Source organism: Photobacterium piscicola (assembly GCF_900166965.1).
Taxonomy (GTDB): Bacteria; Pseudomonadota; Gammaproteobacteria; order Enterobacterales; family Vibrionaceae; genus Photobacterium; species Photobacterium piscicola.
The window spans coordinates 1-20,113 of the sequence record NZ_FUZI01000009.1; the positions used below are offsets into that span (position 1 = coordinate 1).

A 20,113-nucleotide genomic window follows, 5' to 3' on the forward strand; every position below is an offset into this window, starting at 1 on the left:
CACCATCCATTTGAGCAGCACCAGTGATCATGTTTTTAACATAATCGGCGTGTCCAGGACAGTCTACGTGTGCGTAGTGACGAGTAGGAGTATCGTATTCTACGTGAGAAGTAGAGATTGTGATACCGCGCTCGCGCTCTTCAGGAGCGTTATCGATAGATGCGAAGTCTTTAGCAACACCACCGTACACTTTTGCAAGTGTAGTACAGATAGCAGCTGTTAGAGTTGTTTTACCGTGGTCAACGTGACCGATTGTACCAACGTTAACATGCGGTTTTAGACGTTCAAATTTTTCTTTAGACACAATTGTGTTCCTTCCTAGTTAAGATACGCCCCCTACTAGGTCGGGGACGGCTCTGAAGTTTGTATTTTATGCGCCAATAGCCATTGACGCAATAATGAAATTAAATACGTTCAGCAATAATTTTGTCAGTAACGTTCTTTGGCATTTCAGCGTACTCGCTAAACTCCATAGAATAAGACGCACGGCCTTGTGTTGCTGATCTTAAATCAGTTGCATACCCGAACATTGCTGATAGTGGAACTTGCGCACGAATAATTTTAATACCCGCGTTGCCTTCTTCCATACCTTCGATCATGCCGCGGCGACGGTTAAGGTCACCAACAACATCACCCATCCAATCTTCTGGCGTGGTAATTTCAACTTTCATCATCGGTTCAAGCAATACTGGAGTTGCATCAAGTGCACCTTGTCGTAATGCCATTGAACCTGCGATTTTAAATGCAATTTCGCTTGAATCAGTGTCGTGGTAAGAACCATCAACTAATGTCGCTTTGACATCAATCATTGGGTAGCCTGCTAGCACGCCACTCTTCATTTGTTCTTCGATACCTGTAGCAACAGCACTAATGTATTCTTTAGGTACGCTGCCACCAACAATTTCATCTACGAATACGAAACCTTCACCCGGTTCTGATGGTTCAAGCTTTAGCCACACATGACCATATTGGCCACGGCCGCCAGTTTCACCAGCTTGACGAATGAATTTACCTTCAACTTTAGTATTACCACGAATAGTTTCACGGTAAGCAACCTGGGGTTTACCCACGTTACAGTTGACGTTAAATTCGCGCTTCATACGATCGACGATGATATCTAGGTGAAGCTCACCCATGCCAGAAATTAGAATCTGACCTGATTCAACATCGGTCTCAACGCGGAAAGATGGGTCTTCTGCAGCTAGTTTATCTAGCGCGATTGTCATCTTATCTTGATCAGCAACAGAACGTGGTTCAACCACAATCTGAATAACCGGTTCAGGGAATTCCATGCGCTCAAGGATCACTTTATGATTTTGATCGCACAAGGTATCGCCTGTCGTTGCAAATTTAAGACCAATGGCTGCCGCAATGTCACCAGCGCGCACTTCTTTGATCTCTTCACGTTTATTCGCATGCATCTGAACAATACGACCTAAACGCTCACGTTTTTCTTTTACAGTGTTGAAAACAGTATCACCTGAATTAACAACACCTGAGTATACGCGCATGAAAGTTAACGTACCTACGAACGGGTCGGTTGCGATTTTGAACGCTAGTGCTGAGAATGGTTCGTCATCACTTGAATGACGCTCAACAGGGTTACCGTGTTCGTCTTCACCAGTAATTGCTTTTACTTCAGTTGGTGAAGGTAGAAAATCAACAACAGCATCTAGTACGGCTTGAACACCTTTGTTCTTAAATGCAGAACCACAAGTTGCCAGTACGATTTCGTTGTTTAGGGTACGTTGACGCAGACCAGCTTTAATTTCAGCTTCGGTCAGTTCACCTTCTTCAAGGTATTTATCCATTAGTTCATCATTAGCTTCTGCTGCTGATTCAACTAAGTTCATGCGCCACTCTTCTGCTAACTCTTGCATGTCAGCAGGAATATCTTCATAAGTAAAACTGGTGCCTTGATCAGCATCAGACCAGTTAATGGCCTTCATTTTGATCAGGTCAATTACACCTTTAAATTCATCTTCAGTACCAATATTTAATTGCAGAGGCACTGGTGTTGCACCAAGACGGTGTTTGATCTGCTCGATAACGCGGAAGAAATCTGCGCCCGTGCGATCCATCTTGTTAATAAAAACAATACGAGGAACTTCATATCGATCGGCTTGACGCCATACAGTCTCAGACTGAGGCTCTACACCTGAAGCACCACAGAACACAACAACAGCACCATCAAGTACGCGCAGTGAACGTTCAACTTCAATGGTGAAGTCTACGTGTCCTGGAGTATCAATAATGTTGATTCGGTGCTCGTCGAACTGCTTGTCCATACCGCGCCAAAAGGTGGTCGTAGCAGCAGATGTGATAGTGATACCACGTTCTTGCTCCTGCTCCATCCAATCCATAGTAGCAGCGCCGTCGTGTACTTCACCAATCTTGTGAGATAGACCTGTATAAAACAGGATGCGCTCGGTAGTGGTTGTTTTACCGGCGTCAACGTGAGCACAGATACCGATATTACGGTAGCGCTCGATAGGCGTTTTGCGAGCCACGGTTGTATCCTCTTACTAAGGTGAACCTTAGAAAATGGTTTAGGCACAGCAGGAAAACCTGCTGTGCCCAAGCGGTATTACCAGCTATATTACCAGCGGTAATGTGCGAACGCTTTGTTCGCATCTGCCATACGGTGAACGTCTTCACGTTTCTTAACAGCAGAACCTTTGTTGTCAGCTGCATCTAGCATTTCGCCTGCAAGACGCTGAGCCATAGATTTTTCACCACGCTTACGCGCAGCTTCAACTAACCAACGCATAGCTAGTGCATTACGACGTACTGGACGTACTTCTACAGGCACCTGGTAAGTTGAACCACCCACACGGCGAGATTTAACTTCTACCGCTGGACGTACATTTTCAAGAGCTTTTTCGAATACAGATAAGTGTTCTTCACCAGAACGCTCAGCCATAGTTTCTAGTGCAGAGTAAACAATTTTTTCTGCAGTAGATTTCTTTCCGTCAACCATTAGGATGTTAACGAATTTTGCCAGCAATTCTGATTTGAATTTAGGATCTGGAAGGATCTTACGCTGACCGATTACGCGACGACGTGGCATGGATTATCTCCGTTGTCTTCTTCAGGTTATCCAAAACTTTTCAGTTTCTTCAAAATTAAATAATTTTAGTGTTTGGCCTTACTTAACGGAATCCATTAAGACTTAGGACGCTTCACACCGTACTTAGAACGACCTTGTTTACGGTCATTAACGCCTGCACAGTCAAGTGCACCACGAACAGTGTGGTAACGAACACCCGGTAAGTCTTTAACACGACCACCGCGGATAAGAACAACTGAGTGCTCCTGAAGGTTGTGACCTTCACCGCCGATGTATGATGTTACTTCAAAACCGTTTGTTAGACGAACACGACAAACTTTACGTAATGCTGAGTTCGGTTTTTTAGGTGTAGTAGTGTAAACACGAGTACATACACCACGTTTCTGTGGGCACGCTTCTAGTGCTGGCACGTTGCTTTTTACAACTTGCTTAGCACGTGGCTTACGTACCAACTGGTTAATAGTTGCCATTAAATAGCTCCTGATTGTTACTTTCGTAAGGTGAAAAATCTGCCTCCCAACAACAGGAGGACGCGAAATTTTAGGCATCGCACCTAAAGGTGTCAAGATCTAACCAACGATCAATTAAGTGATCATTTCTTAAACAATCACTTTTTTGTCCATATATTGTTACTAATAATGGCTTGTTACGCCCATTTCATGTGCTTGTCATGTCTTTCAGTGAGCAAAACAAACCCTTTATAATCAATAACATCTAGATCTTTATCACATTTATCTTGCAAACCACGCGCAATAATATCGGCTTCTAGTAAATAAATTTTTACGCCGATATTTTTTATTAAATCAAAGTAAATATTTTCGCTCAAGGCGACAATTACAGCGTCTTCGAGCAATAAGATCTCATCACCAGCGCAAATAAACTGTAAACATTGTGCCAATGAGTGGCTCTGAAATGGTGATCGGGTCACAGTATGTAACATCGGCACCTCAAAATGTGAGAATTTGGTGGCAACAATGCAATCTTGTCACCAGCTCAGAATGGGGACAGATATTTACGTCAATTAATAAATCATCAACGCTTAATCCGCGTTCAATTAATGACTGCTGACAAACATAAATATTTTCGATGTCATACAAAGGTAGCATTTTAAAAGTCGCGATATAATTACGACTTAAAATAGCGTCTGGCTGCTGATGCTTAACCAGTTGTAATACCCCATCACCAATAAAAAATACGTCTAATGCTTCAGTGTAAGCAGAAGCCGCCAATAGCGCATCTAAACCTTCACGACCACAACTGCTACCATGAGGTGGTTGACGAAAAACAAACCCTAAGTTATTCACTCGATTAACCTCAAAATTGAATCACGCGATCTGCACTAAGTAATACTTCAGCTAAACCACCCAATCCAGCCGCTTCAAACCCATAGGCTAAATTATGACTGGGCAATTGATGTTGTTGTGCTTCTTGTTCACCAATAATGCCACGTCGTAATGCTGCAGCCACGCAAGTATGTAATTCAACCTGATGTGTTTGCGCCAACTGCTGCCATGCAGCAACCAGATCAAATTCATCGGATGCGGGTACTGTCAGCCCATTACCATTTAAAACACCATCTTGATAAAAGAATACGCGAGTTAAGGTATGTCCTAGCTCAATAAGTGCACATGAAAATTGATAAGCTGAACGTGCGGCTTGAGTACCATAGGCTGGGCCATTAACAACAATGGCGTAAGTTAAACTCACTTGTCACCATCCTCTGTTTTTCGCTGACGAATATAAAGATAAACAGTGTGCTTTGAGATATTCAATCGATCAGCAACACGGTTAATTGCATCTTTGATGTCAAAAATACCCTTATCAAATAGCTCCATCACTATCTGACGATTTTTAGCATTATTAGATACATTCTTATCTGCGTTTATTTCTTCAATAGTGCGTTCAACGGTTTGATCCACCAATTCATCAACATCACTGGCAAAGTTTACTTTTGATGCTGCTTGTTTGGCTTCATCCGTTGGCATAAACGATTGCAGTATTTGGGTAAATGGCACATCAAGATTAACGTTAATGCACAACAACCCGATAACTTTATTATCACCATTACGAATCGCAATAGTGATTGATTTCATTAAATCACCGCCTTTAGCGCGCGTGAAATAAGCACGTGAAAAATTCCGTTCTGAATTTTGAATATCACGTAAAGAGCGTAACGCAAGATCGGTGATCGGTGATCCTACTTTACGACCTGTATTCTGACCATTGGCTATTTTGATGGCCGAGGTATTTAAATCGGCTAAGGAGTGCAGAACAATTTCACAAAATGGCCCAATTAATGCGGCTAAACCGTCAACAACCGCTTCATACGCGCGCAGAATATTATCATCGTGTTCAGAAAAAATTCGTCTGTCAACGATGTCACTATCAACAATTATCTCTGTTCCAAAATTATCTACTGAAATCACGATATCACCTTCCATTTTGCTGCTTATCTACAATGCGATCGCCCTGATCTATCACCACAAGCATTCAATATAATTGATAAAATTTAAAATCTTCTCAGTAAGTTTATCAGATAATTGAACAAAAAAGACCCGACATATGCCGGGTCTGGATCAACAGTTACGCTTTTTTGTCACTAGAAAGTGATAACTTATTGCGTTTTTGTCGCTGTAGTTGTTGTTTTTACTGCTTCAACAACTGGCTGTTGAGCTTGCTTAGCATCTTTGATGCTTAATAATTCTACTTGGAAAACTAGAGTAGAATTAGCAGGAATGCTTGGATTAGCTTGTGCGCCATATGCAAGTTGTGGCGGAATAACAAATTCAAACTTAGAACCAACAGGCATTAATTGTACGCCTTCAGTCCAACCTGGAATCACTTGATTTAGTGGGAAGGTTGCTGGTTGGTTACGTTGGTATGAACTATCAAATACAGTACCGTCAGTTAGCATGCCTTTGTACTGCACTTCAACAGTATCAGTTGCAGCAGGTTTTGCGCCTGTACCTTCTTTCTCAACTTTGTACATCAAACCAGATTTAGTGGTAACTACACCGGCTTCTTTAGCAAATTTAGCGCGGAACTCTTCACCTGCTTTAATGTTCTTTTCAGCGTCAGCTTTTGCTTTCTGCTCAACAATCTTTGCAACACGTTGATCAAGAGATTGTAGTGCTTGTTGAGTTTGCTCTTGTGTCATCAGGCTCTTACCTGCAAACACATCTTCAACCCCCGCAAGTACATCTTGACGGTTCAGGTTAAGGCCAAGTTCTTTTTGTTGATCAAGGTTAGCTGATAGGTATTGTGCTAGTGATGCACCAATAGCATACGCTGCTTTTTGATCTTCAGTTTTAAATTCAACTTTAGCAGCATCCGTTGTTGCAACAGCAGCTGAAGCCGTTGTTTGTTCAACTTTTGCAGGCTCAGCAGACTTGTTGGTGTCTGCTTTATTATCGTCCTGACAACCCACAGCAAGGAAGATTGTTGCTGCTAATACAGACATCTTTAAAATAGGCTTCATGTATTTCTCCATCAGTCATTGAGGTCATGCCTCACTTTTACACTGTGTTTATTAGTATGAGTATGAAAACAAAATTATATCAATATACTACTACCAGTCTGATTAAGTAACTGTAAATACTTAGCGCTGCAGTTATTTAATCAGATTCATTTCTTCTATCTAGTTACCCTAATAAAGCGGAACCAGAGCTTAATGTACAAGAAATTTTTGTCAGTTAGTCTACTTTTCTCTACCTTTGCCTTAAGCGGTTGTTTTCTATTTAATTCAGAACTCCAACGCTGGCATCTTGCTCAACAAGGTAGCACGAGCTTAAGCCTTAGTCGTGATGGCCGTTTTGCACTTATTAGTACAAACATACAAGGTATCGCGCTATGGGATTTACAGCAAAACAAAAAGTTAGCTGATTTTGGTTCTCAAGATCAATATCACAATAGCGTGATAACAAGTTATATATCTGATAACAATCGTTATGCCATAACCGCAACAACTCAAAATTTTGCCGTATGGGATTTGGGATGGTCACAAGCCCATGGGTTATGGTCAATTGATAACGCAAAAATTCAAGATGTCGCTATTGCCAATAATGGCACTGACGTATTGTTAGCATTAAATAACGGTAAAGCCTTGTTTATTGATCTGACAAATGGTCGACGGCTCGAATTTTTAGCGCATCGAAACAATGTTAATAGTGTTGCCCTTTCTGCCAATGGCCGCTATGCCCTTTCTGGAGGCAATGATCACCACGCCTATTTATGGGATACCCGCAGCGGACAGATTATTTATTCATTTAAGCATAGCAGCCGTGTCAACCAAGTCGCACTGCAACGCGATGGAAAATTCGCTTTTTCTGCTACCGATAATAATGACAATATTATTTGGGATTTGACTACGGGTAACAAAATCACTCAATTAGCGATGAAAGTACGTTATCAAACCCTTTCAAGTGCACGTTTTTCTGATGATGGTCAATTTTTGGTAACGGGATCACCATCACGCCGAGTCGAATTATGGCGCACAGATAATGGTGAAAATATCAAAAATTGGCGTGCGGAAGTACAGCCAGGGGCTCGACCCGCCACAGCAGTGGTGTATGATGTCGCTATTAGCCCTACAGGTAATGTTGTCGCTGGCTCATCTGCTGGTTACGCTCAAGCCTGGTCAACCGACTGAAAGATATCCCATGAATGAGATACAACAACTACAAAGCCGTCTTGATGAACTCGAGATGAAACTCGCCTTCCAAGAACAGACCATTGATGAATTAAATGATGCGCTAACGAAGCAGCAATTTATGATTGATCGAATGGAAGTACAACTTAAGTTTATGGTCGGTAAAGTTAAAGGTATGCAAACCTCTAATATGGCAGATGAATCAGAAGAAACACCGCCACCACATTATTAAATAGAGGTTCGAGGTTCGAGGTTCGAGGTTCGACAAGATAAAAACAAAAAAGGAAGCCGAGGCTTCCTTTTTTTATGATCACAATAAATGTGATTAGTGAGAACAGCCGCAACCGCCCTTACCTTCGCCACCGCAACAACCTTCGTCGTTACCGTGATCATGGTCGCCGCCACAGCAATCGTCGTCACCGTGATCGCCACAACCGCCTTCACCACCACAACAACCGCCACCTTGGTGTAGGTGACCGTGTTCAATTTCTTCTTCAGTTGCAGCACGTACAGCAACAACTTCAACGTCAAAACCAAGTGTTTGACCAGCAAGCATGTGGTTACCATCAACAACAACTTCGTCGCCGTCAACTTCAGTTACTTCTACAGGGATTGGACCTTGATCAGTATCAGCTAGGAAACGCATACCAACAGTGATTTCATCAACACCTTGGAATACATTTGCAGGAACACGTTGAACCATTTCGTCCATGTGCTCGCCGTAAGCTTCTTCAGGAGCAACAGTGATTTCAAACTTGTCGCCTGCCACGTGGCCTTCAAGCGCTTTTTCCAGACCAGGAATAAGGTTGTTGTGACCGTGTAGGTAATCAAGAGGTACTTCAACTGTTGATTGATCGACAACGATACCTTCTTCAGTTTTCACTTGGTAAGCTAGGCTTACTACTGTGTCTTTAGCGACTTTCATGTTAACTCCAAAATTTAAGCTTGGGGTGATAGTTTTTGTTCCCATATCATACAGGATAATACCATTGAGATGCCATTATCACATTAGTCTGGTTTAAAAATCCCTATCACTTGTTGTTTGGTTGCTGAAGAAAGTTGTTCACTTTCTTTTACTGACTGTGGCAAACGTGTATCAAGGTGATGACACAGTGCACATTCAATATGTTCAATGTCATGTTGTTGCCACCAGCGTAATGTATCTTGTGCTTGGCAATTCGGACACACTGCACCTGCAATAAATCGCTTCTTGATCATTGAATCATTCCTTGATTAATCCCAATCTTGGTGACGTTGTTGCTCACCACGCATTTCACGATCAAAAATATCTTCCAACTCTTTACGAGCCTCTTTTTGACGTGATGCTAAATTGACATCTTCACTATGCTGAGGCAGTAAATCACGTAATGCTTGGCTATCGATTTTACGAAAATGCGCCTGAGCACGATTCGCTTTATAAGGATGTATACCCAAAGATATGAGGGCTTGGCGACCTAAATCAAGGGCACCTTCAAATGTTTCACGTGAAAAACATTCAACCCCATGACTTAATAACTGATGGGCTTCAACTCGACTACGTGCGCGCGCCATTAATTTCAATCGAGGAAAGTGCTGTTGGCATAACGCGACCACTTCCATCACTTCATTTGGGTCATCCGTACAGATAATCAAGGCTTCAGCATTCTCTGCTCCCGCCGAACGTAATAAATCCAATTGCGTCGCATCACCGTAATAGACCTTATAACCAAATTTACGCAAAAATTGAATTTGACTGGGATCGCGCTCTAATACAGTAACGCGAATTTTATTGGCAAACAGTAGCCGTCCCACCACCTGCCCAAATCGACCAAACCCGGTAATAATGACGCGCGGCTGACGATCAATGACATCCGAAACTGGTTGCTGTGAATCTTCTTCTTGAAAGCTACGGCGATACCACTGTTTTTGTAGCTGTAAAATTAATGGCGTCGTCATCATCGATAAACTAACAACCACTAATAACAGCGGTGCTAACTCACCACTTAATAATCCATCAGCTTTAGCTGCCGTAAATAACACAAAAGCAAACTCTCCACCTTGGCTTAAAATAACCGCCATTTGACTACGCGATTTTTCACCAACACCAAACAGGCGCGCCAATAGATAAAGAATGCCAGCCTTAAGGGTCACTAAGCCAATAACTACCGCGAGGATCTGTAATGGGTATTGTAATAACAGCCCCAGATTAACCGCCATGCCAACCGAGATAAAAAACAATCCCAGTAATAATCCTTTGAATGGTTCGATGGCTATTTCAAGTTCATGCCGATATTCACTTTCAGCCAGTAATACACCCGCTAAAAATGCACCAAGTGCCATCGACAAACCGATCATCTGCATTATCAATGCAATACCAATGACTAATAATAACGCGGCCACGTTAAACAACTCACGCACACCACTCATCACCACATAACGAAATAACGGCCGCAACAAAAAGTGGCCAGCAACTAAAAACAGTACAATGCAGCCTAACATCCAAATGCCATCCAACCAGCTGCCACCAGCATTACCTGCCAGCAATGGTAATAACGCTAACATTGGAATAACCGCGATATCTTGAAACAGCAGTACTGCAAATCCTGATTGACCCGTTTCGCTACCACTTAATTGTTGTTCGTCTATCACCCGTAATGCAATCGCAGTTGACGATAATGCCAACCCCATGCCGATAACAATCGCATCACGCCAACTAAGATCAGGAAAAAACCATCGCCAGCCAAGAGCAATTGCAGCAATAACCAGCGTCGAGATCACCACTTGGCTGCCACCTAATCCTAAAATTGGCTTACGCATTTGCCATAATTTTTTCGGGTTAAGTTCCAAACCGATAAGGAACAGTAACAACACCACCCCAAACTCAGAAAAGTGCAATATTGCATCCACATCAGAGATTAATCCCAATCCCCATGGTCCAATACCAATGCCAGCAATGAGATACCCCAATACCGAACCGAGACCTAATCGTTGTGCTAACGGTACCGCAATAATGGCTGCCCCTAAAAAAATCACCATCACCACTAAAAAGTCATTATCCATGGCTGGCTCCTGTGGCTAATGGTAATTGCGGATCGTATTGATGAGGGTTGATTAACCACTGCCGATACCATCGTGCGTACTGTTGTCGCTCCAATTCTGGAATTCGCCGAGCCCAATGCACCACTAATGGCGGCAACCATTGCATTCGGCAAAGATCAGCACACAATTCAAACGGCTTTAAAATATCGTCAATACTACATCGGTTATAGCCATCAGGACTGTAAGCTTCCGCAGCACCGCCAGTGGTGATCACTGAGCGCCAATATTTACCTGCCGTCGCTTTGCCATCACCATGGGCAAACCCTTTGGTTAACACTCGATCAAGCCACTCTTTCAATAGTGACGGACAAGAGTACATATACAATGGATGTTGAAATATGATCACATCATGAGCCACTACCCGTGCTCGTTCAGCGACCTCATCAATAAAAAAATCAGGATAAGTGGCATATAAATCATGCACAGTAACATGAGGTAGTTGCTCTATTTCATTGAGTAATGTTTGATTCGCAACGGATTCTTGAGGATCGGGGTGAGCAAAGATAATTAATATTTTTAAATCGGTCATATTGTCCTTTGCACGTCGTTAAATGATCCAAGTAATACTTTGCTAGAGTATTACGGTGCCCAATTGTTAACTATCATACCTAATTGTTACTTAATATGATCATTTAGTTGGCTTTTCTATTTTATACAAACCAGCATCTCCCCCATGTAAGTACCGTGTTAACTCGGTGTCAGGTTAGCCACTGGTTCAAGTTTGGGTTAGACTCCTGAACATAATTCCAGTTTAATTTTGTGGAGCGGGCACGTCCCCGGCGCTATCGATGATTATCTTCTCAGATATCCAACTTCTACGTGGTGGTAAAGTTCTGCTTGAAAATGCCACAGCAACCATTAACCCTGGCGATAAAGTCGGTCTGGTGGGTAAAAATGGGTGTGGTAAATCAACCCTATTCGCATTACTCAAAAATGAACTCAGCTTAGATGGCGGTAATTGTCAGTTTCCAAGTAATTGGGAATTAGCGTGGGTAGCCCAAGAAACTCCAGCACTGGAGCGAGCGGCAATTGAATATGTGATTGATGGTGATCGCGAATACCGCGAACTTGAACGTCAATTAATCGCAGCAGAACTGGCTGATAACGGCAATAAAGTCGCTGAACTGCATGGTAAAATTGATACCATTGGTGGTTATAGTATCAATGCTCGTGCAGCAGAATTATTGAATGGTTTAGGCTTTTCACAACATCAAATGCAGTGGAACTTAACCCAGTTCTCTGGTGGTTGGCGCATGCGTTTAAACCTTGCCCAAGCACTGCTATGTCGTTCTGACCTATTATTACTCGATGAGCCAACCAACCACTTAGATCTTGATGCGGTAATGTGGCTTGAGAAGTGGCTTCAAAGCTACCGTGGCACGCTAGTACTGATTTCTCATGACCGCGATTTCTTAGATCCGGTTATCAACCGCATTATTCACGTTGAAAACCAAACCATGAACAGTTACACCGGTAACTATTCCTCGTTTGAAGTTCAACGTGCAGAAAAACTGGTATTGCAACAAGCAATGTTTCAAAAGCAGCAGAAGCAAATGACGCACATGCAGTCATATATCGAACGCTTTCGTTACAAAGCCAGCAAAGCACGCCAAGCGCAAAGCCGTATTAAAGCATTAGAACGGATGGAGAAAGTACTACCAGCGCAGCTTGATAACCCATTTACGTTTGAGTTTAGAGAACCCAGCGCACTGCCAAATCCAATTTTGATGATGGATCATGTCGCTGCTGGTTATGATGATTTACTGATTCTAGAAAAGATCCGCTTAAACTTAGTACCGGGAAGCCGAATTGGATTACTGGGGCGTAATGGTGCCGGTAAATCAACCTTAATTAAAATGCTCGCAGGTGATTTACCCGCTAAAGCCGGTGATATGGCGTTCTCACAAGGGGTTAAAATTGGCTACTTCGCTCAGCATCAATTAGAAACTTTATACCTTGATGACACCCCGGTCCAACACATGGCACGTATCGCGCCAAACTCAACCGAACAACAACTGCGTGATTACTTAGGTAGTTTTGGTTTTATTGGCGATAAAGCACTAGAGAAAGTCGGTCCTTTTTCTGGGGGTGAAAAAGCGCGCTTGGTATTAGCGTTAATTGTTTGGCAACGTCCAAACCTATTGTTACTCGATGAACCGACTAACCACCTTGACTTAGATATGCGTCAAGCACTGACCTTCGCGTTGCAATCTTATGAAGGCGCAATGGTTATTGTTAGTCACGACCGTTACTTACTCCGTGCAACGACCGATGATTTATACTTGGTTCACGATCGCCAAGTAGTGCCTTTTGATGGTGATTTAGGTGATTACCACAAGTGGTTAGGCGAACAGCAACGCAATGAACGTCGTGAGCAGCAAGCAGCAAAACCTGAAACCAATAAAGACAATAGTGCTGCATCACGTAAAGAACAAAAACGTTTAGATGCTGAGTTCCGTAAACAAACCGCACCGATTCGCAAAGAGATCACTAAGCTTGAAAAGCAAATGGATAAGCTTAATGCGATCATCACCGCTGCAGAAACAGCATTAAGTGATAGCACCATTTATGAGCCTGAAAATAAAGCGCAAATGAATGAACAGTTGAAGCTTCAAGGCGATGCTAAATCCGATCTTGAAGACATTGAAGTCGCCTGGATGGAACTACAAGAACAACTAGAAGAAATGGAAGGCCAGCTTAACGCTGAGTGATCATTTAACGCCGTAGTGATAGTTTTATTACTCCGGCGTTTTTATTAAGATCAAGGACATTACATGCAACCATTTAGCGCTGCTACCGGATTAGGTAATCCTCACTTACAAACCTTATTACCTCGCTTTATTCGTCGCCAGCCCCTCTTTACCCCTATCACTCAACGCCTTGAAATGCCTGATGGCGATTTTATCGATCTTGCTTGGACAGAGCAGCCAGACCACACTAACCATCACCAGCCATTGATGATTTTATTACATGGTTTAGAAGGCAGTTTTAACAGCCCTTATGCTAATGGCTTATTGATGGCCGCCAAACAGCAAGGCTGGCTTGGAGTAATGATGCATTTTAGAGGCTGCAGCGGTGAATTAAATCGTCATCCACAAAGCTATCATTCCGGTGACATCAAAGATGTACGCTTCTTCATTCAATGGCTACGGCAGCAATTTCCACAACGCCCATTTATGGCTGTTGGGGTATCTCTGGGTGGTAATGTATTGATTAATTACTTAGCTAACTACCGTGACAATAGCGAACTGATTGCCGCTCAAGCGATTTCACCACCACTTAACCTTGCCTCCTGTTCTGATCGTATTCAGCAAGGGTTCTCACGAGTATATCAACGCTACTTACTAACATCGCTTAAACGCACCATTACCAAAAAGATTGAACGTCAGCCTCACACTATGCCCATTAATCAGCAACAGTTAGCATCGATTAACAATGTGTGGCAATTTGATCAAGCAGTAACAGCACCATTACATGGCTTCAAAAATGCTAATGACTACTATCAACGTTGCAGTGGCTTACTGCAACTGACAAATATTCGTCGTCCTTTACGAATCATTCATGCTAAAGATGATCCGTTTATGAACAGCGATGTTATTCCATCACAGCCATTACCCGCCAACATTCGTTATGATTTATCAGCCACCGGTGGTCATGTCGGTTTTATCAATGGCAGCTTACTCAAACCACAATTTTGGTTAGAGCACACAGTGCCTGCATGGTTTCAACAACAATTAGATCAACATCAAACAACCCAACCAAATAATGACTGACTTTCTTTCATGCTAATTTTAAGAATATACTGCAGCTATTATTTTATTAGTCATTTAAGAAGTTGTAATGATTATCCCTTGGCAAGACATCGCACCAGAAACACTCACTAACCTTATCGAACAATTTATTTTACGAGAAGGCACTGATTATGGCGAAGTTGAAATCAGCCTCAGTGATAAAGTGGCTTATGTACGACGCCAATTACAATCTGGTGATGCTGTAATTGTTTTCTCTGAATTGCATGAATCAGTAGATATTAAGCTCCGCAATCAAATGTAATCACTACATTATTGTAGCGATAACCATTAAAACTTGGTATCAGTTGCATTTTTATCACTTAATACCGACATTTTAGCAAACATGTAGTAACATTTATCGCTGACCATTATTTGTTATTAAACCTGTGCTAATCACAACAACAAGGTGAGTTATGTCGGTAAAACACCCTATTATTGCTGTCACTGGTTCATCAGGCGCGGGTACGACCACCACCTCTGAAGCCTTCCGCAAAATGTTTAATATGATGGACATCAACGCCGCATGGTTAGAAGGCGATAGTTTTCATCGTTTTACTCGCCCAGAGATGGATTGTGAGATTCGTAAAGCCAAAGAACAAGGTCGTCATATCAGCTATTTCGGTGCAGAAGCCAATGACTTTGAACAGTTAGCCCACTTTTTCGAGCAATATGCTCAAGACGGCAGTGGCAAGTTTCGGCGTTACTTACATACCTTTGATGAAGCCGTACCTTATAATCAAATGCCGGGTACTTTCACGCCTTGGCAACAGTTAGCTGAAAATACTGATGTGTTATTTTATGAAGGGCTACATGGCGGTGTGGTTGATGGTGAAACCAATGTCGCTCAGCATGTTGATTTACTGATTGGGATGGTGCCCATTGTAAACTTAGAGTGGATTCAAAAGATCATTCGCGACACTCGCGACCGCGGTCATTCAAGAGAAGCGGTGATGGAATCAATTGTGCGCTCAATGGATGACTATCTTAATTACATCACACCCCAATTTTCTCGCACCCATATTAATTTTCAACGAGTCCCTACCGTTGATACGTCAAACCCTGTCAGTGCGAAAGGTATTCCAAGTTTAGATGAAAGCTTTGTCGTGATCCGGTTTCGTGGCTTAAAAAATGTCGACTTTCCACATTTATTGGCGATGATTCAAGGCTCATTTATGTCACGCCACAATACCCTTGTGGTTCCTGGTGGGAAAATGAGTTTTGCGATGGAACTGATTATGCGACCGTTGCTTGAACAACTCATTGAAAATGGAAAAATAGCGTAAGCATTATTTCTTGTATGATACTCAGAAGTAAGTATCAGACGTAGCTCTCACTACTCGTTGATAAACGGTTACTGATATCAGCAACCGTCATCGTCATCGAGTTACGCCACAACAATCTCATAGCTGTGACTCATTTCAACACCTTTACCTAGCATCAAACAAACTGAGCAATATTTTTCAAGCGAGTCAGCCACCACCTTACTCACTAGTGCATCATTTAAATCATGGCCAGTAACAACAAAGTGTAAATTGGCATGAGTGAAAATTCGTGGCGCTTGTTCACGACGTTCGGCGAAGATATTCACTTCACAAGCCGTGATCTGCTGTTGTAAATCTTGTAAACCACTAACAACATCCACAGAGCTACATCCCCCGGCAGCCATTAATACCAACTCCATTGGACTTGGCCCTTTTTCACCACCGTTACCATCTAAAACGACGCTATGGCCCGATGCTGATTGGCCAACAAACGTCATGTTTTCTACCCATTTTACACGTGACTGCATTTTTATATCCTTGAGCTATATTATTTAAAATTTGATCTTATTTTTGTTGATAATTCCATCGATGTAAACGTTATTTATTTTGTTTGATGCTAATTGTGTTGCATATTTCTATTGCTAGAATTGGAGAGCAAAATCACTTTGAAACGGTGCTTTTGGTAACTAAGTCACAACGATGTGATCATGTGCACACTTATCTCTCATAAATGAGCGGGTCATCGAGATCAATATCAAGAAAAAGCCCCAAAAAAAGGATACACTCTAAACCAGTTTAAGTTAGCTCGCAGCCCATCAGCTGAGTGAATAACCCTGCCAACGCACAGTTTTGTCGAGTTATCTTTACAGAACATATTGTTGGGCAACATATGCAGAGGAAGTTAGTAATATGGTTCCAGGTAAACCGCAAACAGATCCAACTTTAGAGTGGTTTCTTTCCCATTGTCACATTCACAAATATCCATCAAAGAGCACGTTAATTCACGCAGGTGAAAAAGCAGAGACTTTGTACTACATCGTGAAGGGTTCTGTTGCTGTATTAATCAAGGATGAAGAAGGTAAGGAGATGATCCTTTCTTACCTAAACCAGGGCGACTTTATTGGTGAACTCGGCTTGTTCGAAGAAGACCAAGAACGTACAGCTTGGGTTCGCGCAAAAAGCCCTTGTGAAGTTGCAGAAATTTCATTTAAAAAATTCCGTCAATTAATTCAAGTTAACCCAGATATTCTAATGCGTCTATCTGCTCAAATGGCATGTCGTCTACAAGTGACAAGTCAAAAAGTGGGTGATCTTGCGTTCCTTGATGTTACAGGTCGTATTGCACAGACATTACTGAATCTTGCAAAACAACCTGATGCAATGACACACCCTGATGGCATGCAAATTAAGATCACTCGTCAAGAAATTGGTCAGATCGTAGGTTGTTCTCGCGAAACAGTCGGCCGTATTCTTAAAATGCTAGAAGAGCAAAATCTTATTTCTGCTCATGGCAAGACTATTGTGGTTTACGGTACACGCTAATTATTTTAGTCATACCAAAATCACCGATGAAACCGCAGCTTATGCCTGCGGTTTTTTTTTTATCACTCCCCAGATGATCACCGTAAAACAATCATTGAACACTCAGGCATTAGTGTTAAATTTTAACTTGTAATAACATCTATTTATGCTACATTTTGCTCACAAATGGATTTTAAATCGATGATGGTCAATATGGATATTGAACGCTTTTCAGTTAACAGTTACACCACGGTACCTGGGATATTAACTAGTCAGCCAACAACCATTGAAATGACAGGGTTTAGTGATAGTCGCTGTTATCTCGAACAACAAACCGGATTACGTCGCTGCCCTGCAGATGAATCAGGTGTTTGGGCTTCACCACTGGATAACTAACCCTTCAACAACAGTGCTTATGCGCTAAGCACTGTTTATTTGGCTTACAATTAACGATCTGTACTTTCAAAAATTTTATTCGCCGAAGCAACCACAAACCCTGAATATAACTCACCATTCGCTTGGGGATGGCGTTTTGCAAATTCATAAAATCCACCAGGGATGTTATGAATACCGTCTCGAAAACTGACCCCCACCTTGTCAGCCATGGTTGCTGATTGTTCCAACATCACCTCAGCATTACCTTTTATCTCCCCGCCCGCTTGATTAATAACAAACTGGTTATGGCGCAATAAATGATTAACCTCTTCAAGATTAGAGAACTGTTCTAATTGATTAATACTCACCGTAAAATGGTTAGCGCCAAAACCGTGTGCCGCAACCCACGCTGCATATTCACTTTCAGCCGCTAAAAATTGATAGGTCGCAAAGTCAAGTTGCCATGGACGGCCACGATAAATAAAATCAGGTTGGCGAAAATAATCATCATCAACCTGATCAAGCAAGGCTCGTATCGTATGTTGTAATTCAGCCGAGCACCCCGCTAATTGTAATTCGCTAATAAAGACTTTTGGCAACACCGGGTTTGCATGAATAAAGGATTCGGCATACAGCTTTTTGGCACTAAAATGATATTTTGCTTGCGGTTGGTAACCCAAAGCAATAAATGGCGCAGCCAGTACGGCTAAGCCACACTTCGGTAACCCAAAGCTGCGCAATGCAATATGATCATTAAGTAATGCTGTGTCCTCGGTTAACAACTGCTGTATTTGCACCGCTGAAGGGCATAAGCGGTGACTATAATCGTGCCATAAACCATCAAAAAGTTGGGTAATAGATTCCATAATCAGCCTGCCTATTGAAAGCATTATCACTCATTAAACCTTAGCTCAAGCTTACTCCTGGCGCTAATTGAGACGGTAATTGCACATCATCCCCTTCAACAGACGCCATAGGATAAGCACAATAGTCCGCAGCATAATAAGCGCTTGGGCGAAGATTTCCTGATGCGCCTGGGCCACCAAAAGGTGCATCACCACTCGCTCCCGTTAAGGGTCGGTTTCGATTCACAATACCAGCACGAATATGTTCAATAAAATAGAGCCATTGTTGCTCATCGGTTGAAATGAGCCCTGCCGCTAAGCCATAGCGAGTTTGATTGGCACTGACTACCGCTTGAGTAAAATCAACATAACGACTAACGTGTAATAGTGGTCCAAAATATTCTTCATCCGCAAGTTCAGTAATAGCACTAACATCGATAATCGCAGGCGTCACAATTGCGCCTTGTCCCCGCGTTGCCGTTAATAAAGCAACGCCACCAGCATCCAAAAGTTGTTGTTGATGCAATATGATGTGATCCGCCGCCACAGCAGAAATTAATGGCCCCATAAACGGTACAGGGGTTGCAAAGGGATCACCCACCAGCAATTGTGAAGCGACCGTCACTAAACGGGCTAACAGAGCATCGCCAGCTTTTCCTGTGGCGATATATAATCGCCGTGCACAAGTACAACGCTGTCCAGCACTTAAAAAAGCCGATTGAATGATGGTATATACCGCCGCATCAATGTCACCATACTCTTGGCCGATCACTAATGGATTATTACCTCCCATCTCTAAAGCCAACATAGTTTGCGGTTGCCCCGCAAATTGTTGATGTAACAAATGCCCCGTTTGCGCACTCCCGGTAAACAATACTCCAGCCACTCCCGTTGCCATGGCTAACGCCGCTCCCGTTGTACGTCCACCTTGTACTAAATTAATCACCCCATCAGCAATACCCGCTTGTTGCCATAATTCACACATTCGTTGAGCGGTATTAGGTGTCAACTCTGAAGGCTTAAATACCACGGTGTTACCCGCTAACAATGCTGGAATAATATGGCCATTAGGTAAGTGTGCGGGGAAGTTATATGGTCCAAATACCGCCATCACCCCCAAAGGACGATGGCGAACAATCATGGTAGTTCCGGCCTGCTGACGCTGACGAATACCCGTTCGCTCATGATAAGCTTGCGTTGATAACCCAACTTTGGCAATCATCGCCGCGATTTCCGTGGTACTTTCCCATACTGGTTTACCTGTTTCTGCCGCAATAATATGTGCCAATTGTGATTGATGTTGTTGCAGTAATTGAGCAAAGCGTTCAATAACGGCTAAGCGCTCATTAAACGTCGTATTTCGCCAGTTTAAAAACGCTGAATTTGCAGCAGCAACAGCATTCTCAACTTGCTCTACACTCGCAGCATTACCTTGCCAAACCACATCATCATTATAAGGATTGAGTGATTGAAATCGCTCACCATCGCCCACTAGCCATTGATTATTAATCCATAAGCTCATT

General features: G+C 42.5%; 24 protein-coding genes. 8 read left to right on the forward strand and 16 right to left on the reverse strand.

The window, feature by feature from the left end:
- The 9 genes from CZ809_RS16900 to fkpA all read right to left on the reverse strand — a co-directional run.
- The coding region (locus tag CZ809_RS16900) for a GTP-binding protein (protein WP_235865964.1) at nt 1-304 on the reverse strand (304 nt) is incomplete at its 3' end.
- Between the two features lie 100 nt (nt 305-404).
- Nucleotides 405-2,510: an elongation factor G gene (fusA, locus tag CZ809_RS16905; protein WP_080158723.1), complete on the reverse strand. Its 2,106-nt coding sequence runs from the start codon at nt 2,508-2,510 to the stop codon at nt 405-407.
- Nucleotides 2,511-2,599: 89 nt separating this feature from the next.
- A complete protein-coding gene (rpsG, locus tag CZ809_RS16910; protein WP_080158724.1) occupies nt 2,600-3,070 on the reverse strand; it encodes a 30S ribosomal protein S7 in 471 nt (156 codons plus the stop codon).
- A gap of 95 nt (nt 3,071-3,165) precedes the next feature.
- The gene (rpsL, locus tag CZ809_RS16915; RefSeq protein ID WP_004399892.1) at nt 3,166-3,540 is read right to left on the reverse strand and encodes a 30S ribosomal protein S12; all 375 of its coding nucleotides are present in this window, start codon (nt 3,538-3,540) and stop codon (nt 3,166-3,168) included.
- 176 nt (nt 3,541-3,716) lie between these two features.
- Nucleotides 3,717-4,010, reverse strand: a complete 294-nt coding sequence (tusB, locus tag CZ809_RS16920; RefSeq protein WP_080158725.1) for a sulfurtransferase complex subunit TusB — start codon at nt 4,008-4,010, stop codon at nt 3,717-3,719.
- A gap of 7 nt (nt 4,011-4,017) precedes the next feature.
- On the reverse strand, nt 4,018-4,374 hold the full coding sequence (tusC, locus tag CZ809_RS16925) for a sulfurtransferase complex subunit TusC (RefSeq protein WP_080158726.1): 357 nt from the start codon (nt 4,372-4,374) through the stop codon (nt 4,018-4,020).
- A gap of 10 nt (nt 4,375-4,384) precedes the next feature.
- Nucleotides 4,385-4,777 (reverse strand): sulfurtransferase complex subunit TusD, encoded by a 393-nt coding sequence (gene tusD, locus CZ809_RS16930; protein WP_080158727.1) that lies wholly within the window; start codon nt 4,775-4,777, stop codon nt 4,385-4,387.
- Nucleotides 4,774-5,496, reverse strand: coding sequence for a helix-turn-helix transcriptional regulator (locus CZ809_RS16935; protein WP_080158806.1), 723 nt, complete (start codon nt 5,494-5,496; stop codon nt 4,774-4,776). The genes tusD and CZ809_RS16935 overlap by 4 nt, the downstream gene beginning before the upstream one ends.
- Before the next feature lie 188 nt (nt 5,497-5,684).
- Complete coding sequence (fkpA, locus tag CZ809_RS16940; protein ID WP_080158728.1) at nt 5,685-6,548, reverse strand: FKBP-type peptidyl-prolyl cis-trans isomerase; 864 nt, start codon at nt 6,546-6,548, stop codon at nt 5,685-5,687.
- Nucleotides 6,549-6,740: 192 nt separating this feature from the next.
- On the opposite strand from fkpA, the gene CZ809_RS16945 reads away from it, so the two are divergent.
- Complete coding sequence (locus CZ809_RS16945; protein WP_080158729.1) at nt 6,741-7,718, forward strand: WD40 repeat domain-containing protein; 978 nt, start codon at nt 6,741-6,743, stop codon at nt 7,716-7,718.
- Nucleotides 7,719-7,728: 10 nt separating this feature from the next.
- Entirely contained in the window at nt 7,729-7,950 is a 222-nt protein-coding gene (locus CZ809_RS16950; RefSeq protein ID WP_045035979.1) for a SlyX family protein, read from the forward strand.
- 93 nt (nt 7,951-8,043) lie between these two features.
- Here CZ809_RS16950 and slyD read toward each other — a convergent pair whose 3' ends face one another.
- From slyD to kefG, 4 genes are all read right to left on the reverse strand, one after another.
- Complete coding sequence (gene slyD, locus CZ809_RS16955; protein WP_045028976.1) at nt 8,044-8,643, reverse strand: peptidylprolyl isomerase; 600 nt, start codon at nt 8,641-8,643, stop codon at nt 8,044-8,046.
- 83 nt (nt 8,644-8,726) lie between these two features.
- Complete coding sequence (locus CZ809_RS16960) at nt 8,727-8,936, reverse strand: YheV family putative zinc ribbon protein (protein WP_080158730.1); 210 nt, start codon at nt 8,934-8,936, stop codon at nt 8,727-8,729.
- A 15-nt stretch (nt 8,937-8,951) separates the two neighbouring features.
- A complete protein-coding gene (gene kefB / locus CZ809_RS16965) occupies nt 8,952-10,757 on the reverse strand; it encodes a glutathione-regulated potassium-efflux system protein KefB (RefSeq protein ID WP_080158731.1) in 1,806 nt (601 codons plus the stop codon).
- A complete protein-coding gene (gene kefG / locus CZ809_RS16970) occupies nt 10,750-11,325 on the reverse strand; it encodes a glutathione-regulated potassium-efflux system ancillary protein KefG (protein ID WP_080158732.1) in 576 nt (191 codons plus the stop codon). The genes kefB and kefG overlap by 8 nt, the downstream gene beginning before the upstream one ends.
- Before the next feature lie 259 nt (nt 11,326-11,584).
- Between kefG and CZ809_RS16975 the strand changes: the two genes are divergently transcribed.
- From CZ809_RS16975 to CZ809_RS16990, 4 genes are all read left to right on the forward strand, one after another.
- Entirely contained in the window at nt 11,585-13,507 is a 1,923-nt protein-coding gene (locus CZ809_RS16975) for an ABC transporter ATP-binding protein (RefSeq protein ID WP_080158733.1), read from the forward strand.
- Nucleotides 13,508-13,570: 63 nt separating this feature from the next.
- On the forward strand, nt 13,571-14,569 hold the full coding sequence (locus CZ809_RS16980; protein ID WP_080158734.1) for a hydrolase: 999 nt from the start codon (nt 13,571-13,573) through the stop codon (nt 14,567-14,569).
- Nucleotides 14,570-14,636: 67 nt separating this feature from the next.
- Nucleotides 14,637-14,849, forward strand: a complete 213-nt coding sequence (locus CZ809_RS16985) for a YheU family protein (RefSeq protein ID WP_080158735.1) — start codon at nt 14,637-14,639, stop codon at nt 14,847-14,849.
- Nucleotides 14,850-15,000: 151 nt separating this feature from the next.
- Nucleotides 15,001-15,870, forward strand: a complete 870-nt coding sequence (locus tag CZ809_RS16990) for a phosphoribulokinase (RefSeq protein WP_080158736.1) — start codon at nt 15,001-15,003, stop codon at nt 15,868-15,870.
- Between the two features lie 101 nt (nt 15,871-15,971).
- Here the strand turns inward: CZ809_RS16990 and CZ809_RS16995 are convergent, their stop codons facing one another.
- Nucleotides 15,972-16,376, reverse strand: coding sequence for an OsmC family protein (locus CZ809_RS16995; RefSeq protein ID WP_080158737.1), 405 nt, complete (start codon nt 16,374-16,376; stop codon nt 15,972-15,974).
- Nucleotides 16,377-16,758: 382 nt separating this feature from the next.
- Here CZ809_RS16995 and crp point away from each other — a divergent pair, with 382 nt between their 5' ends.
- Together crp and CZ809_RS17005 are read left to right on the forward strand one after the other, a co-directional pair.
- The gene (gene crp, locus CZ809_RS17000) at nt 16,759-17,391 is read left to right on the forward strand and encodes a cAMP-activated global transcriptional regulator CRP (RefSeq protein ID WP_036789513.1); all 633 of its coding nucleotides are present in this window, start codon (nt 16,759-16,761) and stop codon (nt 17,389-17,391) included.
- Nucleotides 17,392-17,571: 180 nt separating this feature from the next.
- On the forward strand, nt 17,572-17,766 hold the full coding sequence (locus CZ809_RS17005; protein WP_235865966.1) for a hypothetical protein: 195 nt from the start codon (nt 17,572-17,574) through the stop codon (nt 17,764-17,766).
- Between the two features lie 50 nt (nt 17,767-17,816).
- On the opposite strand, the gene CZ809_RS17010 is transcribed toward CZ809_RS17005, so the two are convergent.
- Nucleotides 17,817-18,611: a DUF1338 domain-containing protein gene (locus CZ809_RS17010; RefSeq protein WP_080158738.1), complete on the reverse strand. Its 795-nt coding sequence runs from the start codon at nt 18,609-18,611 to the stop codon at nt 17,817-17,819.
- Nucleotides 18,612-18,651: 40 nt separating this feature from the next.
- Nucleotides 18,652-20,112, reverse strand: a complete 1,461-nt coding sequence (gene astD / locus CZ809_RS17015) for a succinylglutamate-semialdehyde dehydrogenase (RefSeq protein ID WP_080158739.1) — start codon at nt 20,110-20,112, stop codon at nt 18,652-18,654.
- Between the last annotated feature and the right edge of the window lies 1 nt (nt 20,113).

Coding starts and splice junctions, on each gene's coding strand:
- CZ809_RS16960 (WP_080158730.1), bottom strand. CDS start 8,936: ATGATCAAGAAGCGATTTATTGCAGGTGCAGTGTGTCCGAATTGCCAA.
- astD (WP_080158739.1), bottom strand. CDS start 20,112: ATGAGCTTATGGATTAATAATCAATGGCTAGTGGGCGATGGTGAGCGA.
- fkpA (WP_080158728.1), bottom strand. CDS start 6,548: ATGAAGCCTATTTTAAAGATGTCTGTATTAGCAGCAACAATCTTCCTT.
- rpsL (WP_004399892.1), bottom strand. CDS start 3,540: ATGGCAACTATTAACCAGTTGGTACGTAAGCCACGTGCTAAGCAAGTT.
- CZ809_RS17010 (WP_080158738.1), bottom strand. CDS start 18,611: ATGGAATCTATTACCCAACTTTTTGATGGTTTATGGCACGATTATAGT.
- CZ809_RS16980 (WP_080158734.1), top strand. CDS start 13,571: ATGCAACCATTTAGCGCTGCTACCGGATTAGGTAATCCTCACTTACAA.
- CZ809_RS16995 (WP_080158737.1), bottom strand. CDS start 16,376: ATGCAGTCACGTGTAAAATGGGTAGAAAACATGACGTTTGTTGGCCAA.
- rpsG (WP_080158724.1), bottom strand. CDS start 3,070: ATGCCACGTCGTCGCGTAATCGGTCAGCGTAAGATCCTTCCAGATCCT.
- CZ809_RS16985 (WP_080158735.1), top strand. CDS start 14,637: ATGATTATCCCTTGGCAAGACATCGCACCAGAAACACTCACTAACCTT.
- slyD (WP_045028976.1), bottom strand. CDS start 8,643: ATGAAAGTCGCTAAAGACACAGTAGTAAGCCTAGCTTACCAAGTGAAA.
- kefB (WP_080158731.1), bottom strand. CDS start 10,757: ATGGATAATGACTTTTTAGTGGTGATGGTGATTTTTTTAGGGGCAGCC.
- tusB (WP_080158725.1), bottom strand. CDS start 4,010: ATGTTACATACTGTGACCCGATCACCATTTCAGAGCCACTCATTGGCA.
- CZ809_RS16945 (WP_080158729.1), top strand. CDS start 6,741: ATGTACAAGAAATTTTTGTCAGTTAGTCTACTTTTCTCTACCTTTGCC.
- CZ809_RS16975 (WP_080158733.1), top strand. CDS start 11,585: ATGATTATCTTCTCAGATATCCAACTTCTACGTGGTGGTAAAGTTCTG.
- CZ809_RS17005 (WP_235865966.1), top strand. CDS start 17,572: ATGATGGTCAATATGGATATTGAACGCTTTTCAGTTAACAGTTACACC.
- crp (WP_036789513.1), top strand. CDS start 16,759: ATGGTTCCAGGTAAACCGCAAACAGATCCAACTTTAGAGTGGTTTCTT.
- kefG (WP_080158732.1), bottom strand. CDS start 11,325: ATGACCGATTTAAAAATATTAATTATCTTTGCTCACCCCGATCCTCAA.
- CZ809_RS16950 (WP_045035979.1), top strand. CDS start 7,729: ATGAATGAGATACAACAACTACAAAGCCGTCTTGATGAACTCGAGATG.
- CZ809_RS16990 (WP_080158736.1), top strand. CDS start 15,001: ATGTCGGTAAAACACCCTATTATTGCTGTCACTGGTTCATCAGGCGCG.